Origin of the sequence: Streptomyces sp. CBMA123 (genome assembly GCF_014596465.1) — a bacterium.
Classification (GTDB): Bacteria; Actinomycetota; Actinomycetes; order Streptomycetales; family Streptomycetaceae; genus Kitasatospora.
This window is the reverse complement of sequence record NZ_MECK01000201.1, coordinates 23,084-44,390: the sequence shown is the minus strand read 5'-3', so window position 1 is coordinate 44,390 and position 21,307 is coordinate 23,084. Positions and strand designations below refer to the sequence as shown.

The 21,307-nt window shown below is 73.2% G+C and carries 16 protein-coding genes; 6 read left to right on the top strand and 10 right to left on the bottom strand.

Translation table 11 applies throughout. From position 1 onward, the window contains the following. The first annotated feature begins 132 nt into the window (after positions 1-132). Positions 133-1,455 (top strand): D-arabinono-1,4-lactone oxidase, encoded by a 1,323-nt coding sequence (locus BG452_RS22205; RefSeq protein WP_188306095.1) that lies wholly within the window; start codon positions 133-135, stop codon positions 1,453-1,455. A 273-nt stretch (positions 1,456-1,728) separates the two neighbouring features. On the opposite strand, the gene BG452_RS22200 is transcribed toward BG452_RS22205, so the two are convergent. Beyond that, on the bottom strand, positions 1,729-2,613 hold the full coding sequence (locus tag BG452_RS22200) for an IS982 family transposase (RefSeq protein ID WP_188306094.1): 885 nt from the start codon (positions 2,611-2,613) through the stop codon (positions 1,729-1,731). A gap of 73 nt (positions 2,614-2,686) precedes the next feature. Then, entirely contained in the window at positions 2,687-3,562 is an 876-nt protein-coding gene (locus BG452_RS22195; RefSeq protein ID WP_188306093.1) for a hypothetical protein, read from the bottom strand. Positions 3,563-4,079: 517 nt separating this feature from the next. Between BG452_RS22195 and sepH the strand changes: the two genes are divergently transcribed. Next, entirely contained in the window at positions 4,080-5,159 is a 1,080-nt protein-coding gene (sepH, locus tag BG452_RS22190) for a septation protein SepH (RefSeq protein WP_188306092.1), read from the top strand. A gap of 76 nt (positions 5,160-5,235) precedes the next feature. On the opposite strand, the gene BG452_RS22185 is transcribed toward sepH, so the two are convergent. Then, on the bottom strand, positions 5,236-6,111 hold the full coding sequence (locus BG452_RS22185; RefSeq protein ID WP_188306091.1) for a sulfurtransferase: 876 nt from the start codon (positions 6,109-6,111) through the stop codon (positions 5,236-5,238). A 167-nt stretch (positions 6,112-6,278) separates the two neighbouring features. Between BG452_RS22185 and BG452_RS22180 the strand changes: the two genes are divergently transcribed. After that, positions 6,279-7,034, top strand: a complete 756-nt coding sequence (locus BG452_RS22180; RefSeq protein WP_317621170.1) for a VOC family protein — start codon at positions 6,279-6,281, stop codon at positions 7,032-7,034. A gap of 50 nt (positions 7,035-7,084) precedes the next feature. Here BG452_RS22180 and BG452_RS22175 read toward each other — a convergent pair whose 3' ends face one another. From BG452_RS22175 to BG452_RS22160, 4 genes are all read right to left on the bottom strand, one after another. Then, complete coding sequence (locus tag BG452_RS22175; RefSeq protein WP_188306089.1) at positions 7,085-7,741, bottom strand: thymidine kinase; 657 nt, start codon at positions 7,739-7,741, stop codon at positions 7,085-7,087. A gap of 61 nt (positions 7,742-7,802) precedes the next feature. Beyond that, the gene (locus BG452_RS22170; protein WP_188306088.1) at positions 7,803-8,990 is read right to left on the bottom strand and encodes an alkaline phosphatase family protein; all 1,188 of its coding nucleotides are present in this window, start codon (positions 8,988-8,990) and stop codon (positions 7,803-7,805) included. A 101-nt stretch (positions 8,991-9,091) separates the two neighbouring features. Continuing rightward, positions 9,092-9,691: a DUF5998 family protein gene (locus tag BG452_RS22165; protein ID WP_188306087.1), complete on the bottom strand. Its 600-nt coding sequence runs from the start codon at positions 9,689-9,691 to the stop codon at positions 9,092-9,094. Positions 9,692-9,783: 92 nt separating this feature from the next. Then, on the bottom strand, positions 9,784-12,615 hold the full coding sequence (locus BG452_RS22160; protein ID WP_188306086.1) for a GNAT family N-acetyltransferase: 2,832 nt from the start codon (positions 12,613-12,615) through the stop codon (positions 9,784-9,786). Between the two features lie 241 nt (positions 12,616-12,856). On the opposite strand from BG452_RS22160, the gene BG452_RS22155 reads away from it, so the two are divergent. Beyond that, positions 12,857-13,138, top strand: coding sequence for an HPr family phosphocarrier protein (locus tag BG452_RS22155; RefSeq protein WP_188306085.1), 282 nt, complete (start codon positions 12,857-12,859; stop codon positions 13,136-13,138). A gap of 79 nt (positions 13,139-13,217) precedes the next feature. On the opposite strand, the gene BG452_RS22150 is transcribed toward BG452_RS22155, so the two are convergent. From BG452_RS22150 to BG452_RS22140, 3 genes are all read right to left on the bottom strand, one after another. Further along, positions 13,218-14,411, bottom strand: coding sequence for an RtcB family protein (locus BG452_RS22150; protein WP_188306084.1), 1,194 nt, complete (start codon positions 14,409-14,411; stop codon positions 13,218-13,220). 324 nt (positions 14,412-14,735) lie between these two features. Then, a complete protein-coding gene (locus BG452_RS22145) occupies positions 14,736-16,100 on the bottom strand; it encodes a M16 family metallopeptidase (protein WP_188306107.1) in 1,365 nt (454 codons plus the stop codon). Between the two features lie 20 nt (positions 16,101-16,120). Continuing rightward, complete coding sequence (locus BG452_RS22140; protein WP_188306083.1) at positions 16,121-17,455, bottom strand: M16 family metallopeptidase; 1,335 nt, start codon at positions 17,453-17,455, stop codon at positions 16,121-16,123. Between the two features lie 306 nt (positions 17,456-17,761). Between BG452_RS22140 and BG452_RS22135 the strand changes: the two genes are divergently transcribed. Then, entirely contained in the window at positions 17,762-20,212 is a 2,451-nt protein-coding gene (locus tag BG452_RS22135; RefSeq protein ID WP_188306082.1) for a DNA topoisomerase (ATP-hydrolyzing) subunit A, read from the top strand. A 179-nt stretch (positions 20,213-20,391) separates the two neighbouring features. Next, a complete protein-coding gene (locus BG452_RS22130) occupies positions 20,392-21,294 on the top strand; it encodes a sucrase ferredoxin (RefSeq protein WP_188306081.1) in 903 nt (300 codons plus the stop codon). Positions 21,295-21,307: the final 13 nt, after the last annotated feature.

Sequence of the window (21,307 nt, the reverse complement as noted above, 5' to 3'; positions counted from 1 at the left end):
TAATCTCGCCCTACCCGCGGCCCTACCCGCAGGTACGGCCCGCCTCCCGCACAGCGCGGACGGGCCCTGGGGCGGCAGCGCCGCCGCAGACCGCGCCGACCCCGTTCGGCCCCGGAGCAGGAGGCAGCGCAGATGCCCCAGGCCAGCACGGCGACCCGCACCCGGTGGACCAACTGGGCCGGCAACCAGAGCGCCCACCCGGCCCGGAGCGCGACCCCCGGCACCGCCGAGGAACTGGCCAGGGAGATCCGGCGCGCCGCCGAACAGGGCCGCAGCGTCAAGGCCGTCGGCTCCGGCCACTCCTTCACCGCGATCGCCTCGCCCGGCGACGGCCTGCTGGTCCGGCCCCACGCGCTCACCGCCGTCCGCGAGATCGACCGCGAGGCCGGCACCATCACCGTCGAGTCCGGCCTCCCGCTCAGCCGCCTCAACCGGATCCTCGCCGCCGAGGGCCTCTCCCTCACCAACATGGGCGACATCGAGGTCCAGACCGTCGCCGGCGCCACCAGCACCGGCACCCACGGCACCGGCCGCGACTCCGGCTCGCTCGCCGCGCAGATCCGCGCCCTGGAGATCGTGCTCGCCGACGGCACCGTCCGGCGCTGCTCCCCCACCGAGGACCCCCGGCTCTTCCAGGGCGCCCGGCTCGGCCTCGGCGCCCTCGGCGTGATCACCGCCCTCACCTTCGGCGTCGAACCGGCCTTCCTGCTCACCGCCCACGAGCAGCCGATGGGCTTCGACGAGGTGCTGGAACGCCTCGACGACCTCACCGCCGTCAACGAGCACTTCGAGTTCTACTGGTTCCCGCACACCGACCGCTGCTCCACCAAGCGCAACAACCGCAGCCAGGGGCCGGCCGCCCCGCTGCCCCGGTTCAAGGAGTGGCTGGAGGACGACTTCCTCTCCAACACCGTCTGGGAGGGCGCCTGCCGGGTCGGCCGCCGCTTCCCCGGCTCCATCCCCTCGATCGCCTCGCTCGCCAGCCGCGCCTGGTCCGACCGCAGCTACACCGACACCGCGTACAAGGTGTTCACCAGCCCGCGCAAGGTCCGCTTCGTGGAGATGGAGTACGCCGTGCCGCGCGCGGCCGTCGCCGAGGTGCTACGCGAGCTGAAGGCCCTGATCGAACGCTCCGACTGGAAGGTCGGCTTCCCGGTCGAGGTCCGCTTCGCCCCCGCCGACGACCTCTGGCTCTCCACCGCCTCCGGCCGGGACAGCGCCTACATCGCCGTCCACCTCTACCGGGGCACCCGCGAACAGGGCTACTTCACCGGCGTGGAACAGCTGATGACCGCCCATCAGGGCCGCCCGCACTGGGGCAAGCTGCACACCCGCGACGCCGAGTACCTGGCCGGCGTCTACCCCCGCTTCGCCGACTTCGCGGCGCTGCGGGACGAGGTCGACCCCCAGCGCCTGTTCGGCAACGACTACCTGCGGCGGGTGCTGGGGGCCTAGGGCGTGTCTGACAATTCGCGCCGGATCAGCGCGCGGCGTTGGGGTGCGTGCATCGCAAGGCGGAGGTGGGGGCACCTCCCGGCCGGAGGCTGGGGGCGGAGTCCACGCGGTGGGGGCACCTCCCGGCCGCCAGGCTGGGGGCCATCGGCGACCGACGACAACGCGGCGAGGTGCGCTTGTGCCCTGGGGGTACCTCCCAGCCGAAGGCTGGGGGAGCGTCGCGCGCCCGGCGGGAATTGTCAGACACGCCCTAGATGAATGAGTCCGATGTCCTCAGTGGTCATAGGCGATGAGTGAGCGCTTGATCGCGGCGCCAGTGGTCCAGTTGTGCCAGATGGCGGCGGCGAGGGCGAGCAGTCGTTGACCGGTGCGGGCGAAGACGCCGGCCTCGGTTCGGGCTCCGTGTTGTTCCAGGCTGAGCTGGCCCTTGAGGGTGTCGATGACGGCCTCGATCCACTGGCGGACGCGGGCGAGCCTGCCGAAGCGGGCAGGCTCGCCCTTGCGGTCGGGCCGTACCAGGTGCGCGCCGAGTTCGTCGGTGACGAAGGCCTCGAACGCGGCCCCCGCGAAGCCCTTGTCGCCGAGGATCACCTGCCCTTGGCGCACGAGGTGCCGGTCACGGTCGAGCATCGCCTCCATCACCTCGCGCTCACCGAGCTTCGGGTTCGCCAGGCACCAGCCGACGGGCATGCCCTCGGCGGTGGTCAGCAGGTAGAGCCGCAGGCCCCAGAAGAACCGGGAGTGGCTGGCGCAGTAGCCGTACCCGGCTGTTCCCGCCAGGGCCGAGCGTTTCACGGTCTCCCTCGACGCGGCACAGGGCAGCGGTGTGGAGTCGATCAGCCGCAGGTCGTCGGGCCAGGTCGGCACCTGCCGGGCCAGTGCCCCGACGACCTGCGCGATGAGCGAGCCGGCGCTGTTCAGGCGCTTGTTGTAGCCGGACTGCCCCGGCAGGTAAGGGAACAGGTGCCGCAGCCGACTGCTCGCGAAGCGGTGCCAGTGCCTCGCCGAGGGGAAGCCGAGCAGTACCTGCGCCACGGCCAGGCACAGCAGTTCCGCGTCCGAGAGCCTCGGCGGTCGCCCGATCCGGTGACGCGGGGCCACATGGTCGTCGATGAACACGTACAGTGCCGTCAGAAGGGTGTCCAGGTTCGTCTTCACAAACCAACCAACGGGCACCCTTCGTCATGGTCGCGGCCAGCCCAGACATCGGACTCATTCATCTAGCTCCCGCTCAGGGTGCCGAGGTCCCGGCCGGCGGGGCCACCGTCGCGTTCGCCGGAGCGTCGGTCGGCACCGGCGGCTGGGGCGTGACCGCCCCGCCGGTGGGCTTCCCGCCGCTCGCGGACGGGGAGGCCCCGGCCGACGGGCTCGCGCTCGGACCCGCCAAGGGCGAGGCGTCGCCGCCGTGCCCGCCGGTGCCGGCGCTCGGGGTCGGGCTCGGCTCCCGGGTGGGCCGGGTGGTCGCCGGAGCCGAGGCACCGCCGGACGGCGTGGACTCCGGGCCGCGCCCGCCGCCGGTGGACGGCCGGTCCGCCGGGGCGTCCTTCGGTGCCTGGCCTCCGGGCGCCACCGTGCCGCCGAAGGACGTCCCGTTGCCGGACTCGCCCTTCACCGTCGCCGACACCGGCTGCCCGGTGGCCAGCTCGAACGCCACGATCGGCGTCATCGCCAGCACGAACACCAGCCCGGACGCCGCCGCGTAGCCCTTCCACCCCAACCGCCGGCGCGCCCGCACCACCTGCGGCTCGTTCCACTCCGAAGTGATCACCGGGGGCGGGCCGGCGGGCAGCTCCGCCGGCCGCTCGGGCCGCTCCGGGCCGACCGGCGCCTGGCGCAGGGTGTTCACGGCCTGGTTCGGCCCGCGGTCCACCGCGTCGCGCAGCTGCTCGCCGGTCCGCCGGAACACGTGCTGGAACACCGCGCCACCGGTGGTCGCCCCGATGCTGACCACGGCCGCGCCCATGATCGTGCCGTACACGCCGAGTTCGGAGGCGAGCAGCGCGCCCACCACCGCGGCCAACGCGCTCGCCACGACCTGAGCCACACTCAGATCGATCCGCTTGCGCTCCTCCTTGCCGCCCTCCTCGGCGGGGCTCAGCTCCGGCATCAACATCCCTCGGTCCGTACGACTACTACTCGAACAAGCCCCTCCATCTTGCCCAAAGAAGGACACAAGGGACGAAAATGCGGTTCTCCTCGCCCGGATTGTGTGAAGATGATCACCGTTCATCCGGCAGTGGTCCGCCATTGGGGGCGCGCGCTCTTGAGATTCCCGTGAATCGCGGGAGACTTGAGCGGCGAGCCGCCCCTTCGGATGCCACGAATGGAGTACTGTTCGTAAAGCCCGAGCCCTGGGTCGACATGTCGACTGTGCCTACACCGGCAGCTTGACGAAGAGCCACGGAACGGGCACGCACGGCGACGCCGGTCCCGGATCGTCGCGAACACTCCGCGTGCAAGAACGGCCGGGACACCCAGGCGCGACGTCGACGGATGACGTGGCAAAAAGGCAACCGTGCCACAGCGGTGTGGCCGGGCGTAAGCCCGACACGCCGGGGAACTCAGCAAGGTTGTGGCCAGTCGCGAGTGGGCAGGCCACACTCAGTACGGGAGCAGCGACGCAGGTGACGTCGGCAGGCACCACCCGGGAGGTAACCGTGCCCGAACTGCGGGTTGTGGCCGTCAGCAACGACGGCACACGGCTGGTGCTCAAGGCTGCCGACAGCACGGAGTACACCCTCCCCATCGACGAGCGGCTGCGCGCCGCCATCCGCGGCGACCGGCCGCGCCTCGGCCAGATCGAGATCGAGGTCGAGAGCCACCTCCGCCCCCGGGACATCCAGGCCCGGATACGAGCCGGTGCCTCCGCCGAGGAGGTCGCCCAGGCCGCCGGCATCTCCGTCGACCGCGTCCGCCGCTTCGAGGGGCCGGTCCTCGCCGAGCGCGCCTTCATGGCCGAGCGCGCCCGTAAGACCGCCATCCGCCGCAACGGCGAGTCCCCCGGGCCGCAGCTCGGCGAGGCCGTCGCCGAACGGCTCGCCCTGCGCGGCGCCGAGAAGGAGACCGAGCGCTGGGACTCCTGGCGGCGCGACGACGGCACCTGGGAGGTCATCCTCTCCTACCGTGCCGACGGCGAGGGCCGCAGCGCGTCCTGGACGTACGACCCGCCCCGGCGCCTGGTCCAGCCCAACGACGACGAGGCCCGCGCGCTGATCGGCGAGAGCGTCGAGCGCGAGGAGGACTCGGTCTTCCCGTTCATCCCGCGGATCGCCCGGCTCCCCCAGGACCGGCCGCCCCGCCCGATGATCGACCGGCCCTCCGCCGACCGCATCATGTCGGCCCGCGAGGTCCGCGAGTCGCGCGAGGCCACCGCCGAGTCCCGGGACTCGCTGACCAGCCTGCTCGACGTCGTCCCCGCGTTCCGCGGCGACCTCGCCGTCGGCGGCCCCGCCCCGATCGAACCGGTGCCCGCCGAGGTCGCCGAGGAGAGCGAGGAGCCGGCCGCGGCCGCCGCCCCGGCGGTCGGCGCGGGCTCGGCCTACGCCGACATCCTGATGCCGCGCGCCGTCGCCCCGCACCGCGAGCGCCTGGTCGGCACCACCGACCGGCAGGCCGAGGCGGACGGCGTCCGGCCCGGGCGCCGGGCCACCGTGCCCAGCTGGGACGAGATCGTCTTCGGCAGTCGGCGCAAGAAGCAGGAGTAGTCCCCGGACGTATGACGGAGGGGCGGGAGGCCTGGCCTCCCGCCCCTCCGTCATACGTCCGGGGACTCGGCCGGACTCAGCCCGGCTGGTCGGTCACCGCCACCGGGCGGCTCCCGTCGCTCGACCACTCGCTCCACGAGCCCGGGTACAGCGTGGCGTCCAGGCCCGCCGCCTCCATCGCCAGGATCTGATGCGCCGCCGTCACGCCCGAGCCGCAGTACACCGCGACCCGGCGCTCCCCCGCGCCGAACGCCCGGAACCGGGCCAGCAGTTCGGCGACCGGTCGGAACCTCCCGTCCGGGCCCACGTTCTCGGACGTCGGCGCCGACACCGCGCCCGGAACGTGCCCGGCCCGCGGGTCCACCGGCTCGCTCTCGCCCCGGTAGCGCTCCCCCGACCGGGCGTCCAGCAGCAGACCGTCACGCGCCCAGGCCGCGGCGCCGTCCGCGTCCACCGTCGGCAACTGGCCCGGGACGGGCTTGAAGTCACCCTCCGCCGGCTCCGGCAGTTCGGCCGTCACCGGCAGCCCGGCCGACCGCCAGGCCGCGAATCCGCCGTCCAGCACCCGGACGTCCCGGTGCCCGGCCCAGCGCAGCAGCCACCAGGCCCGGGCCGCCGCCATCGACGCCGCGCCGTCGTACACCACGACCGGGCGCCCCGAACTCACCCCGAAGCCGCGCATCGCCGCACCGAACTCCTCCGGATCCGGCAGCGGGTGGCGCCCGCCGCGGCCGGGGGCGCCGGGCGGGGCGGCGAGGTCCCGGTCCAGCTCGACGAAGTGGGCGCCGGGCAGGTGCCCGGCCCGGTACTCCTCGGCCGCGGTCGGGCCGCCCGGCGCGGCGCCGACCAACTGGTAGCGCACGTCCAGCAGCACCGGCGGGTGCGCGGAGGCGAGCGCCTCCCGCAGCTCGGCCGCGGAGATCAGCGGGGAACCGTCGTTGAAGGTGGTCATGCCGGACATTGTCGCGCAGCGCGCCCCGGCCACGGCTCTTTATGCGCTCTTTGCCGGACTTTCCGCGCGGGTCGAGGGTTGGGCTTCGCGCCAGGGTGGAAGCATCACCCTCGCGCGCGAGGATTCCCGCGCGCCAACCACCCGTGAGGAGGCCCGCATTGCCCGCGGTGGAACTCCGACTGGCCCAGGGCACGCCCTGCTGGGTCAGCCTGCTGACCCACGACCTGCCCGGCGCCCGCGCCTTCTACGGCGAACTGCTCGGCTGGACGTACTCCCCCGGGCCCGGCCAACTCGGCGCCTACGTCCGGGCCGAGCTCGACGGCACCCCCGTCGCCGGCCTCGGCGTCTCCACCACCACCGGCTTCCCGGTGCAGTGGACCACCTACTTCGCCGTGGACGACGCCGACCGCACCACCCAACTCGTGCGCGAGTGCGGCGGCACCGTCGCGGTCGGGCCGGTACAGGCCGAACGCGCCGGGCGGATGGCCATCGCCGCCGACGTCTCCGGCGCCGTCTTCGGCCTCTGGCAGGCCGAGGAGCACCTCGGTCGGGAGGCCGGGGAGGACCCGGGCGGCCCCGCCTGGGCCGAACTGCTCACCCCCGACGCCGACGGCGCCGCCGCCTTCTACGGCACCGTGCTCGACCGGCCGGTCCGGTCCGCCGCCGACGAGACCGCGCTGCTGGTGCACGGGCGCCCGGTCGCGGGCATCCGCCACCACGCCGACCTGCGCGGCCACCCGCCGCGCTGGCGCACCCACTTCGCCGTCCGGGACAGCGCACTGACCGCCCGTCACACCGTCGAACTCGGCGGCCGCGTCCTGGTGGAGCCGCACGACACCGCCCGCGGCCGCGCCGCCCGGCTGGCCGACCCGCAGGGCGGGCACTTCTCGGTACTGGAGGCCACGGGCCGGGAGCAGCCTTAGCGGCCTGTCTGACGATTCCCGCCGGGCGCGCGAATTGTCAGAACACGCCCCTAAGCCTGCTGCTCCTCGAACGGCAGCACGTCCGGGGAGAGCACCGAGGCACGCGCGGTCGCGGCGGTCAGCCGGCGGCGGTGGTGGCGGCGGCACAGCACCTCGTAGCCGATCTCGTCGTCGCTCACCGAGATGTCCCCGATCACCACCTGGGCGCCCTCGACCACCATCACCCCGCCGACCGTACGGGCGTTGTGGGTCGCCCGCGCGCCGCACCAGCACAGCGCCTCGACCTGCAGCACCTCCACCCGGTCGGCCAGCTCGATCAGCCGCTGCGAGCCCGGGAACAGCCGGGTGCGGAAGTCCGTGGTGATACCGAAGGTGTAGACGTCAATGTCCAGTTCGTCCACCACCCGGGCCAGCTGGTCGACCTGCTCGGCGGCGAAGAACTGCGCCTCGTCGCAGATCAGGTAGTCCACCCGGCCGCCCGCCGAGAGCCGGTGCACCACATGGGCGTGGAAGTCGAAGTCGTCCGTCACCTCGACGGCGTCCGCGCGCAGGCCCAGCCGGCTGGAGATGGTGGCGGCGCCGGCCCGGTCGTTGCGGGTCAGGATGACGCCCTGCCGACCGCGCGCGGTGTGGTTGTGGTCCATCTGCAGCGCCAGCGTCGACTTGCCGCAGTCCATCGTGCCCGAGAAGAACACCAGTTCAGCCATGGGTGGAGCAAAGGCCTTTCACATCAAGGGGGTTCGGGCACAGAGAAGTCAAGGGACGGGCTCAGCCGCGGACTTCGAGCAGCGGGACGAACTGCTCGACCGGGGTCATCGAGCCGTGCAGGCCGATCATCGCGGACTCGCCGGGCTCGTTGCGGGAGGCGATGATCGCGATGTCGTCGCGCGCCGCGGCGACCACGTCGCCGATCCGGCGGTACACCCGCTCGTCGACGGTCGGGCCGAACCAGCCGGCCGCGATCGCCTCGTCCCGGGTGGCCACCCACATCCGGTCGCCCAGCACCTCGCTCCAGACCGTGTGCACATCGGCCGCGGCGCCCGGCACCGCGTACACGTGCCGGGCCCGGCCCTCGCCGCCGAGCAGGGCGACGCCGGCGCCGAGCTCCCAGTCCTCGTCGAAGTCGATCCGGTCCTCGGGCGCGATGTCGATCATGCCGTGGTCCGCGGTCACGTACATCACCGAGCGCGGCGGCAGCTGCTCGGCCAGCCGGCGGGCCAGTCGGTCCACCGCGTCCAGCGTCATCCGCCACTCGTCGGAGTCCACCCCGAAGCGGTGGCCCGCGCCGTCCAGCTCGCTGACGTAGGTGTACACCAGCGCCCGGTCGTGCTCGGCCAGCCAGGAGGCGGCCAGGTCCATCCGCTCCTCGCCGGTGGTACGGCCCAGGAAGGTGCCACCGGACAGCGCCACCCTGGTCAACGGGGTCTGGGCGAACAGCGGGGAGGACACCTGGGCGGTCGCCACCCCGGCCCGGTGGGTCTGCTCGAACACCGTCGGGTACGGCTGCCAGGCCTTCGGGTCGGTGGGCGGCTGCCAGCGCAGCTGGTTCATCAGGTAGTCGGCGCCCGGCACCGCCACCGTGTACCCGGCCAGACCGTGCAGGCCCGGCGGCGTCCCGGTGCCGACCGAGGCCAGCGAGGTCGCCGTGGTCGACGGGAAGCCCGCGGTCAGCGGACGGCCGGTGCCGCCCAGCGAGCTCGCGGCCAGCGAGGACAGGAACGGCGCGTACTCGGGGTGGCGCAGCAGCAGCTCCCAGCCGAGGCCGTCCACCAGGAACACCACCGCCCGGTCGGCCGGGGCGATCGGCAGGGTCGCGGTGAACCCCGGGACGCCCAGGCCCGCCGCCACCGAGGGCAGCAGGTCGCAGAGCGAGCCGCTGCCGTACGGGGGCGCGGGAGCGGCGGCCGGGTCGAGGATCTCGAAGGCGTCGTAGCCGTCGGAGGGTGCGAAGGACATGGAACCGGATTCGTAGCGGTCGGGAACGCGGTCGGAATCGCGAACGAGGGCGCGAACAGGAACGGGGGCGCGAACGGGAACGGCGGGGCTCGGCCGGGGGATCAGACCCGCGGGCTGTTGTCGATCGTCGCGTCGGACAGTGCCCGGGCGAACAGCAGCGCCTGGGCCACCGTCTCCGGGCCGTCCCCGGCCTCGCTCACCCGCAGCGAGAGGTCGTCGGCCGTCGCCGAGCCGGTGTAGCCGTGGTCGGCCTCACAGTTCGGGTCCGAGCAGCCGGCCGGCTCCAGGTCCAGACGCTGCACCGCACCCCAGCCGATCGTCAGCACCACCTCGCGCGGCAGCGTTCCCGGCGTGTACGTCTCCGGGTTGGCCACCATCCGGCTCAGCACGACCGAGCCGATCCGGTCCAGCCGGACGCTCTCCGTCGAGGTCGTCGCGAACGGCACGGCGGGGCTGCCCGCGTCGCCCGACTGCTCGTCGGTGTGACTCACCACGAACCGGGTCGGGGTCAGCACCAGCACCGTCACGTGCCGACGCACCTCGTTGGAGTCGAACGTCGTCTCCTGGTGCACCAGGTAGGAGCTGATCGGCTCCGGGCCCACCGCGGACTCCACCGCCTCCGACACCAGGGCCGGGTAGTAGCCACTGCGCTCGATCGCCGAGCGCAGGTCCTGAGTGGTGGTGGTACCGGTCTTCGCCATAGCTCCATCCTGGCATGGTCCGCCGACGAAGCGGGCGGCGCGGCGCCGAGCTTCGGACATCAGCGCCAACGGGCAGGCGCAACCAAGGAAGGTTACAGCGTGCTCATCGCGCGCGGGCCCAGATCGCTGCGGACCGGCAGCGGTGCGACCCGCACCCGCGCCCCCAGGATCGCCAGCCCGTGCGGGGCGACGACCACCGGTTCGAGGTCCACCGAGGCGACCTCCGGAACGTCGTCCACCAACTGCGACACCCGCAGCAGCAGCTCCTCCAGCGCGTCGGTGTCCACCGCCTCGGCGCCGCGCCAGCCGAACAGCAGCGGCGCCGCCCGGACCTCCCGGATCAGCCCGGCGACGTCCTGGTCGGTGGCCGGGACGAGGCGGTGCGCCACGTCACCCAGCAGATCGGCGGGGGCACCGGCCAGACCGAAGGACAGGATCGCGCCGACGGCCGGGTCGACGGTGGCGCCGATCACGGTGTCCACGCCGCGCGGGGCCATCCGCTGCACCACCAGCTGGGCCCCGGCGGCGCCGCCGAACAGGGCGTCCAGCTCGCGGTAAGCGCGGCGCAGGCCCGGCTCCCCGGTCAGGTCCAGCCGGACGCTGCCCAGGTCGGGGCGGTGGCGCAGGTGCGGGGCGGTCGCCTTCAGGGCCGCCGGGTAGCCGAGCTGCTCGGCGGCCCGGACGGCGGCCTCCTCGTCCGGAGCGGGCAGCGTCGGCGAGACGTCGATGCCGTAGCGGGCCAGCAGCAGCCGGGACTCGGCGTCGGACAGGGTGATCCGGGCGCCGCCGGGCTGGGTGCGCGCGGCGACCGCGGCGCGGGTGCTGAGCGCCGCCGCCACCAGGGTGCGGGCGCCGGGCTCGTCGATCCGGTCCAGGTCGGGGACGCGCGCCGTCTCCTCCGCCGCGGCGGTACGGCGGCGCCACTGGGCGTAGTGCACGGCGTGCGCGAGGGCGCGTACGGCGCGCTCGGGCGCCGGGTAGGCCGGGATGCCGCCGGGGCGCAGCCGGGTCGGCAGGTCGGTCAGGGCCAGGTGGGCCAGCACCAGGGGCTTGCCCAACTCCCGTGCGCGCTCACCCGCTTCGAGCAGGGCGGTGGCGATCTCCGGATCGTCCGAGCCCATCTCGGGGTCGTCCGGGCCGGTCAGCCGGCCGCCCATGAAGGCGTGCGCGGAGGTGCCGATCGGCGGGATGGCGACGGCGATCACCGCGTCCACGGCGGGATCGCTGAGCGCGACGTCCAGGGCGATCCGGAAGTTCTCGCCGGTCGCGGCGGTGGTGAGGTCGACGGGCGTGCGCGGACGCAGCCCCGCGCTCAGGCAGGCGTCGTAGGTGAGCAGGCCGAGGGAGTCGGAGTTGCCGACCACCGCGACCCGGTCGCCGGGCGGCAGCGGCTGCTGGCCGAGCAGCTCACCGGTGTCGAACAGTTCGGTGATGGTCGCCACCCTGGTCACCCCGGCCTGCTCGAACAGCGCGTCCACGGTGGCGTCGCGCAGGCCGGTGGCGGTGGCCGGGACGGCGTGGCCGGGCGGCAGGCTGCCGGTGTGACGGGCGCCCTTGACCACCACCACCGGCTTGGCGGTGGCCAGTCGGCGCGCGATCCGGGTGAACTTGCGGGGGTTGCCGAAGGACTCCAGGTAGAGCAGCACCACCTCGGTGTCCTCGTCCTCGGCCCAGTACTGGAGGAAGTCGTTGCCGGAGACGTCCGCGCGGTTGCCGACCGAGGCGAAGGAGGAGATGCCCAGACCGCGGCGGTGGGCGGACTCCAGCAGGGCCACGCCGACCGCACCGGACTGGCAGAAGATCCCGTAGCCGCCGCGGTCGGGCAGGTGCGGGGCGAGGGAGGCGTTCAGCGGGTGGTCGGGGTCGGTGTTGATCAGGCCGAAGGCGTTCGGGCCGATCACCCGCATGCCCGCCGCGCGGGCCTGGCGGACCAGGGCGCGCTGGCGGTCGCGGCCCTCCGGGCCGGTCTCCGCGTAGCCGGCGGTGACCACCACCAGGCCCTGCACGCCGTGCGCGCCGCACTCGGCGACGGCCGCCGGGACGGCGCTCTCGGGGACGGCGATCACCGCGAGGTCGACCGGCCCGGGAATGTCCAGAATCGAACGGTGCACCGGGACGCCGTCCAGCTCGGTGCCGGGCGGGGCGCTGCGGTTCACCGCGTACACGGTGTGCGGGGCGCCCTTGGGCTGGTACCGGCTCTCGAACTCGGTGTCGAAGCTGCCGAGCAGGTCACGCAGGAGGGCCCGGCCGACGGTCTGCGGGTTGCGGGAGACCCCGAGCACGGCCACCGAGCGCGGGGTCAGCAGCCGCTGCACCGAACGGGCCTCGGCGCGGTGCTCGCGGGCGCGCATCACGGCGAGCGAGCGGTCGGTCTGTTCGAGGTCGAACTCCAGGTGCACCACACCGTCGGCGAAGCTGCGGCGCTGGGTGTAGCCGGCGTCGGTGAAGACCTTCACCATCTTGCGGTTCTCCGGCAGCACCTCGGCCTGGAAGCGGCGGATGCCCCGCTCCTGGGCCACCGCCGCGATGTGCTCCAGCAGGGCGGAGGCCACGCCGCGGCCCTGGTGGGCGTCCTGGACCAGGAAGGCGACCTCGGCGTCCGTGCCGTGGTCGGAGGGGCGGCCCTCGGCGTCGATCCGGTCGTAGCGGACGGTGGCGATGAAGTGGTCCCGGACCACCACGGCGAGGCCGACCCGGTTCACGAAGTCGTGATGGGTGAAGCGGCGGACGTCCTTGTCGGAGAGCCGCGGGTACGGGGCGAAGAAGCGGAAGTACTTGGACTGGTCCGAGACCTGCTCGTAGAACTCCACCAGCCGCCCGGCGTCGCCCGGGGTGATCGGCCGGATCCGGGCCGTACCGCCGTCGCGCAGCAGGACGTCGGCTTCCCAGTGCTGCGGATAGTCGGGTTGCGCGGGATTCGCCACCGCCGGGTCTTCCACAATCGTCAGGTTATCCGGCGGCGAGCCGGATGGCGCCGGGCGCGTGCCCACGGCAGGGTGGGCACGGCCACTGGCCGGGCCTTATGCCCCGAAAAGAAACAATCACAAGTCCCGAACGCGGCATCTCGCAGGGGTTGTCTGCGTGCAACACTGGTCTAGACAACACGGTCGTTTCCCCCGCTCCCCGAGCACGGCCGTGACCAGCTTCACCGGAAAGGCACGTCTCATGGCTGAGCGCCGCGTCACCATCGGTTGGGCCGAGGGCCTGCACGCCCGTCCCGCCTCCGTCTTCGTCCGGGCCGTCACGGCCACCGGCGTGCCGATCACCATCGCCAAGCCGGGCGGCAACCCCGTCAACGCCGCCTCCATGCTCGGCCTCCTCGCCCTGGGCGCCCAGGGCGGCGACGAGGTCATCCTGGCCTCCGACGCCCCCGACGCCGACGAGGCCCTCGACCGCCTCGCCAAGCTCGTCCAGGAAGGCCTCGACGAGCTCCCGGCCGCAGCCTGAGCCTCGCAGCCGCCCGATCGGGGTGTCGCCACATCGTGGCGGCACCCCGATCGGCTTGTCAGCCGGCGCCGTGGTTCGCTCAGCCCTTCACGCAGATCACCTGCTTGAGGTGCGCGACCACCTCGACCAGGTCCTTCTGCTGCTCGATGACCTTCTCGATGTTCTTGTAGGCGCCTGGGATCTCGTCCACCACACCGCTGTCCTTGCGGCACTCCACGCCCGAGGTCTGCTCGGCCAGGTCGCGCGTGGTGAACCGCTTCTTCGCGGCGGTGCGGCTCATCTTGCGGCCGGCGCCGTGGGAGGCGGAGTTGAACGCGGCCTCGTTGCCCAGGCCACGGACGATGTAGGAACCCGTTCCCATCGAACCCGGGATGATCCCCAGGTCGCCGGAGCCGGCCCGGATCGCACCCTTGCGGGTCACCAGCAGGTCGACGCCGTCGTACCGCTCCTCCGCCACGTAGTTGTGGTGGCAGCTGATGACCTCGTCGAAGGTGACCTTCGCCTTGGCGAACTCCCGCCGCACGACGTCCTGGAAGAGCGCCATCATGACCGCACGGTTGCGCTTCGCGTACTCCTGCGCCCAGAAGAGGTCCTGCCGGTAGTCGGCCATCTCCGGGGTCTTCGCCAGGAAGACCGCCAGATCCCGGTCGACCAGGCCCTGGTTGTGTGCCAGCGAGCGGGCGACGCCCATGTGGTGCTCCGCCAGCTCCTTGCCGATGTTGCGGGAGCCGGAGTGCAGCATCAACCAGACATTTCCTTCTGTATCGATGCAGAGCTCGCAGAAGTGGTTGCCCGCCCCGAGCGTTCCCATCTGCTGCATCGCCCGCTCACGGCGCCACTTGACCTCCTCCGCCACCCCGTCGAAGCGCTGCCAGAAGTCGTCCCACCCCTCCGCCCGGAAGCCGTGCAGCTTCGTCGGGTCGACCGGGTCGGTGTGCAGGCCGCGGCCGACCGGGATGGCCTGCTCGATCTTGGAGCGCAGGCCGGAGAGGTCGTCCGGGAGGTCCTCGGCGGTGAGGGAGGTCTTCACCGCGCTCATGCCGCAGCCGATGTCGACGCCGACCGCGGCCGGGCAGACCGCGCCCTTCATGGCGATGACGGAGCCGACCGTCGCACCCTTGCCCAGGTGGACGTCGGGCATCACGGCGAGGCCGTGCAGCCAGGGCAGGGAGCTGATGTTGCGCAGCTGCTGCAGGGCCTGGCCTTCGACCGTCGCCGGATCGGTCCACATCCGGATCGGTACCTGGATACCGGGCACTTCGGTGTACGTCATGGTGAACGACCTCCAGCGGTCGGGGAGTTCAGGAAGGAGAAGTGCCGCGCGAAAGAGAATCCCGGTGCGGCTCGGGGAAGTTCGGAAGCGGATGCGCTCAGGCAGCCGGAGCGGAACTGGGGAGATACGGCCTTGGGGAGCGTCGTCGTATGGTTCGCTCGACCCGCATGGTGACCGCCTCCCTTCGTTCTTCGCAGTTCGCACGTGTTGTGCGTCGGGGAACATCTATCCACGGAACGCCTCGGGCCCGCAATGGATTTAAAAACGCGTCCGGCCCGGCGGAGCGGGCGCTCCACCGGGCCGGACGGGAATCCGACGGGCGGATCAGCTGACGACGGAGACCTCGCCGATGCCGAGCGCCCGCACGTCCGCCTCGATCGCGGCGGCGTCGCCGACCAGCACGGTGACCAGGCGGTCCGGCGGGAAGGCCGCGACCACGGCCTCGGTGGCCGCGGCGGTGGGCAGTTCGGTCAGCTGCCGGTAGACCTCGGCCTGGTAGTCGTCGGCGAGGTGCTGCTCGACCTGGTCGGCCAGGGTGCCGGCGACCGAGCCCGCGGTCTCGTACTTCAGCGGCGCGACGCCGACCAGGAACTGCACGGCCTCGTCGCGCTCGGCGTCGGTGAGGCCCTCCGCGGCGAGGGTGCGCAGGATGGTCCAGGTGTCGGCGAGCGCGGGGGCCGTGGAGGCGGTGTCCACCGAGCCGCTGATGGCGAGCAGCGAGCGCCCGCTGCCGTCGGCGGCGGAGCGCAGCGGCTGGGCGAAGGCGCGGACGCCGTAGGTGTAGCCCTTCTCCTCGCGCAGGACGCGGTCGAGGCGGGAGGTGAGGGTGCCGCCGAGGCAGTAGGTGCCGAGGATCTGGGCGGCCCAGACCGGGTCGTGGCGGTCGGGGCCGATCCGGCCGATCAGCAGCTGGGTCTGGACGGAGCCGGGACGGTCGACGATGAGGACGCGGCCGTGGTCGTCGCCGGTGACGGGGGCGTGGGCGGAGGGCTCGGCGGCGGTGCCGGTCCAGGTGCCGAGGGTGCTCTCCAGCAGGGCGGGCAGGTCGACGCCGGTGAGGTCGCCGACCACCACCACGGTGGTGGTGGCGGGGCGCACATGGGCGTCGTAGAAGGCCTTGACGGCGGCGCGGTCGATCGACTTGACGGTGTCGGCGGTGCCGCTGCGGGGCCGGGAGAGACGGTCCGCCGCGTCGAAGAGCTCGGCGTAGAGGGCCTTGGCGGCGCGCCGGGCGGGGTTGGCCTGCTCGTGGACGATCTCGTCGAGCCGGTTGGCGACGAGGCGCTCGATCTCATCGGCGGGCAGGGCGGGGGCGCGCAGGGCGTCGGCGAGCAGGGTGAGGCCGCGCTGCAGCCGGGAGGCGGGGACCTCCAGGGCGACCCGGATGCACGGGTGGTCGGCGTGGGCGTCGAGGGTGGCCCCGGCGCGCTCGAGCTCGCCGGCGAACTCCTCGGCGGTGAGGGTGTCGGTGCCCTCGTTGAGGGCGCGGGCGAGGATGGCGGCGATGCCGTCGAGGCCCTCGGGCTCGGCGGCGAGCGGGACGTCGAGGAGGACCTCGACCGCGACCAGCTGCTGGCCCGGCCGGTGGCAGTGCAGCACCGTGATGCCGTTGCCGAGGGCGGCCCGCTCGGGGGCGGGGAAGGCCCAGGGGCTGGGGGTGCCGGGCTGGGGCTGGGGGTGGAAGGTCATCGCGGGGACGTAGTCGGTGCTCATACGGCGGCACCCTCCTCTTCGGAAGCGGCGTCGGAAGCGGCAGCGGTCGGCTCGTAGACGAGGACGGCCCGGTTGTCGGGGTGGAGCCGGGCCTTGGCGACGGCCTGGACCTCTTCGGCGGTGACGTCGAGGACCTTGGGGAGGGCGTCGTTCAGCAGCTTGGGGTCGCCGAACAGGACGGCGTAGCGGCAGAGTTCGTCGGCGCGGCCGGCGACGGTGGTGAGCCGGTCGAGCCACTCGCGCTCGATCTGGGCCTGGGCGCGCTCGAGTTCCTCGGGGGTGGGGCCTTCGGCGGCGAAGCGGGCGAGCTCCTCGTCGACGGCGGCGTCGATCTGGGCGATGGTGGCGTCGCCGGAGGTCTTGACGTCGAGCCAGCCGAGGCTGGGGGCGCCGGCCAGGCGCAGCAGGCCGAAGCCGGCGGCGACGGCGGTGCGGTCGCGGCGGACGAGCCGGTTGTAGAGGCGGCTGGACTCGCCGCTGCCGAGGATGGTGAGCGCGAGGTCGGCGGCGTCGGCCTCCCGGGTGCCGTCGTGCGGCAGGCGGTAGGCGGCCATCAGGGCGCGGGAGGGGACGTCCTCGGTGAGGTTCTGGCGCAGCTCGCGGCCGATGGTGTCGGGGAGTTCGCCGGAGCGCGGCGGCTGCTTGCCGTCGTGGGCGGGGATGGAGCCGAAGTACTTCTCGACCCAGGCGATGGTCTGCTCGGGGTCGATGTCGCCGACGACGGACAGCACCGCGTTGTTGGGCGCGTAGTAGGTGCGGAAGAACGCGCGGGCGTCCTCGAGGGTCGCGGCGTCGAGGTCGGCCATGGAGCCGATCGGGGTGTGGTGGTACGGGTGGCCGTCGGGGTACGAGAGCGCGGTGAGCTTCTCGAAGGCGGTGCCGTACGGGACGTTGTCGTAGCGCTGGCGGCGTTCGTTCTTGACGACGGCGCGCTGGTTCTCCATGGACGTCTCGTCGAGGGCGGCGAGCAGGGAGCCCATCCGGTCGGCCTCCAGCCAGAGGGCGAGCTCCAGCTGGTGGGCGGGCATGGTCTCGTAGTAGTTGGTGCGTTCGAAGCTGGTGGTGCCGTTGAGCGAGCCGCCGGCGCCCTGGACGAGCTCGAAGTGGCCGTTGTTGGAGACGTTGGCGGAGCCCTGGAACATCAGGTGCTCGAAGAGGTGGGCCAGACCGGTGCGGCCCTTGACCTCGTGGCGGGAGCCCACGTCGTACCAGAGGCAGACTGCGGCGACCGGGGTGAGGTGGTCCTCGGAGAGGACGACGCGCAGGCCGTTGGCCAGGCGGTGCTCGGTGATGGCGATGCCTCGGCTGGAGGCGGGGGCCGGGTTGGCCATGCGCTCGGGTCCTTCCCGTCGTCGATGTCGGGGTTCGTGTGGCGTCCCCCATTGTGGTGCAACGCGTGGGGGACGTGTTTGTGTCCGCGCGGAAGCGGCGTTCGCCAGGGGCGGAAGAGGGCCGCTGACCGGGAGTGTCGGCGGGAGGGTCCACAATGGGGGCGCCGTGCCCTGTCGGTCGCGCCCGGTTGACGGGTCGCGGCGGCAGGACGGTGCATCAGGACGGCACCGCCCGTCCGACGACCGGCGGCCGGCCGACAACCGGCCGCCGCCACAGCCAGCGACACGTAAGGGAGCCCCGCCGCGATGGCCCGCCGCAGTTCGCAGACCCCACCGCCCGGAGACTTCGAGGAGCGGATCCTCGACGTCGACGTCGTGGACGAGATGCAGGGCTCCTTCCTGGAGTACGCCTACTCGGTGATCTACTCGCGTGCGCTGCCCGACGCGCGGGACGGTCTGAAGCCGGTGCACCGCCGGATCCTGTACCAGGCCAACGAGATGGGCCTGCGTCCGGACCGGGCGCACGTGAAGTGCGCGCGCGTGGTGGGCGAGGTGATGGGCCGGCTGCACCCGCACGGTGACGCGTCGATCTACGACTCCGTGGTGCGCATGGCGCAGCCGTTCTCGATGCGGCTGCCGCTGATCGACGGGCACGGCAACTTCGGTTCGCTCGGCAACGACGACCCGCCGGCCGCGATGCGCTACACCGAGTCGCGGCTGACGGCGGCCTCGATGGCGATGGTGGAGTCGATCCACGAGGACACCGTCGACTTCGGGCCGAACTACGACGGCAGCGAGCAGGAGCCGCTGGCACTGCCGGCCGCGTTCCCGAACCTGCTGGTGAACGGCGCGACGGGCATCGCGGTCGGCATGGCGACGAACATGCCGCCGCACAACCTGTCCGAGGTGGTGGCCGCGGCCCGGCACCTGATCAAGCACCCGAGCGCGGACCTGGACACGCTGATGCGGTTCGTGCCCGGTCCGGACCTGCCGACGGGCGGGCGGATCGTGGGCCTGTCGGGGATCCGGGACGCGTACGAGTCGGGCCGCGGCACGTTCAAGATCCGGGCGACGACGACGATCGAGTCGGTGACGGCGCGCCGCAAGGGCATCGTGGTGACCGAGCTGCCGTACAACGTCGGCCCCGAGAAGGTCATCTCGAAGATCAAGGACCTGGTCAACGCGAAGAAGCTGCAGGGCATCGCGGACGTCAAGGACCTGACCGACCGCGAGCACGGGCTGCGGCTGGTGATCGAGGTGAAGAACGGCTTCGTGCCGGAGGCGCTGCTGGAGCAGCTCTACAAGCTGACGCCGATGGAGGAGACCTTCGGCATCAACAACGTGGCGCTGGTCGACGGGCAGCCGCTGACGCTGGGGCTGAAGGAGCTGCTGGAGGTCTACGTCGACCACCGGTTCACCGTGGTGCGCCGGCGCAGCGACTTCCGCCGCCGCAAGCGCGAGGAGCGGCTGCACCTGGTCGAGGGTCTGCTGGTGGCCCTGGTCGACATCGACGAGGTCATCGCGATCATCCGGTCGAGTGACAACGCCCAGCAGGCGAAGGAGCGCCTGATGGAGCGCTTCTCGCTGTCGGAGACGCAGACCGGCTACATCCTGGACACCCCGCTGCGCCGGCTGACCAGGTTCGACCGGGTGGAGCTGGAGCAGGAGAAGGCGAAGCTGCTCGCGGAGATCGCGGAGCTGACCGAGATCCTGGACTCGGACACCCGGCTGCGCAGCGTGGTGTCGTCCGAACTGGGCGCGGTGTCCAAGCAGTTCGGGACGGAGCGGCGCACGGTGCTGCTGGAGGCCGGGTCGGCCCCGTCGGCGGCGCTGTCGGTGCCGCTGGAGGTGGCGGACGACCCGTGCCGGGTGCTGCTGTCCTCGACGGGGCTGCTGGCGCGGACGGCGGACGGCGAGCCGTTCGAGCTGTCGGAGAAGCGGGCGAAGCACGACGTGATCGTGTCGGCGGTGCCGGCGACGGCGCGGGCGGACGTGGGCGTGGTGACGTCGGCGGGCCGGGTGCTGCGACTGCCGGTGATCGACCTGCCGGCGCTGCCGCCGATGCCGTCGCCGACGCTGGCGGGCGGCGCCGCGGTGGAGGAGTTCCTGCGGCTGGAGGCCGGGGAGCGGGTGCTGGCGCTGACCACGCTGGACGAGTCCTCGCCGGGGCTGGCGCTGGGCACGGTGCAGGGCGTGGTCAAGCGGGTGGTGCCGGAGTGGCCGGCGAACAAGGACGAGTTCGAGGTGATCGCCCTCAAGGACGGCGACGAGCTGGTGGGCGCGGTCGAACTGCGCACCGGCGAGGAGGACTTGGTCTTCATCACCTCGGACGCCCAGCTGCTGCGCTACCCGGCGGGGCAGGTCCGTCCGCAGGGCCGCCCGGCGGGTGGCATGGCGGGCATCAAGCTGGCGGACGGCGCGCGGGTGCTGTCCTTCACGGCGGTGGACCCGGCCGGGGACGCGGTGGTGGTCTCGGTGGCGGGCACCTCGGGCACGCTGTCCGGTGACGAGCAGACGTCCTGGAAGGTCACCCCGTTCGAGCAGTACCCGCGCAAGGGCCGGGCGACCGGCGGCGTCCGCTGCCAGCGCTTCCTGCGCGGTGAGGACGCGCTGGCGTTCGCCTGGGCGGGCGCCGCTCCGGCCCTCGCCGCCGGTGCCAAGGGCGCGCCGGTCGACCTCCCGGAGCGGGACCCGCGCCGGGACGGCTCGGGGACCCCGGTGACGGCGCCGATCGCGGTGGTGGCCGGCCCGGCGTGATGACCGGTCCGGGGGCGGGGTGTCTGCGGGCGCCCCGCCCTCCGGCGTGTCCGGGGCCTCTCCCTCCGGCGCGTCCGGAGCCCCGCCCTCCGACGCGTCCGGGACCTCTCCCCGCGGCTCCGCCCGGGCCCCGTTCCTGCTCCGGGCCGGGCCGAACCGCTGAGGGTAGCCTTGCCCTGGTGAGCACCTGTGCGACCGTGTCGCGTGAACTTTCGGAGCCGCTGACCGCGACGGCGGCGGTCGCGACCACCTGGCTGCTGCTGGAGCAGAACGGCCCGTGGGGTGCGAAGGCGCTGGGCGAGAGCCACCTCGACGTGGCGATCGGGCGCGCCCTGGAGGCGGCCGCGGCGGGCACCGGCGCACGGGTGGCCCTGATCCGGCGGCCGGGCCGGCACGCGGACTGCCTGCCGACCGCGCGGCGCGAGGTGGTGGTGGCCCACACGGTGCCGGGCCGCGGCTGGGTGCGCCGGGCGCAGGTGGCGGATCCGGCGGGGCTGCTGGAGCTGGACTTCGCGGCCCTGGGCGTCGGCGACCACACGGGGTTCGGGGTGGAGCACGTCGGCGGCCCGCTGGCCCTGGTGTGCACCAACGGCCGCCGGGACCGCTGCTGCGCGCTGCTGGGCCGTCCGCTCGCGGCGGAGCTGGCGGCGGCCGGGCACAGCGAGGTGTGGGAGGTGACCCACCTGGGCGGGCACCGCTTCTCCCCCACGATGCTGGTGCTGCCGTACGGCTACGCGTACGGGCGGCTGACGCCGGAGAGCGCCAAGGAGGTGCTGGCGGCGACGGCGGCCGGGCACATGGTGCCGGAGTGGTCGCGGGGCTGCTCGGGCTGGGAGCGTCCGGGCCAGGCGGCCGAGCACGCGGTGCGGCTGGCGACCGGCGAGACCGGGGTGGACGCGCTGACCCTGGCGCAGCGGCCGGACGGCGCGGGCCGCTGGCTGGTGCGGGTGGTGCACCGGGACGGCCGGATCTGGGAGGTGGACGTGATCGAGTCGGTGAGCGAGCCGCCGCGTCCGGAGAGCTGCGGCAAGGCGGCGGGGACGCCGTCGCGGATGGACGTGCTCTCGGTACGAGGCGTGTAGGGCGAGCGAGGCG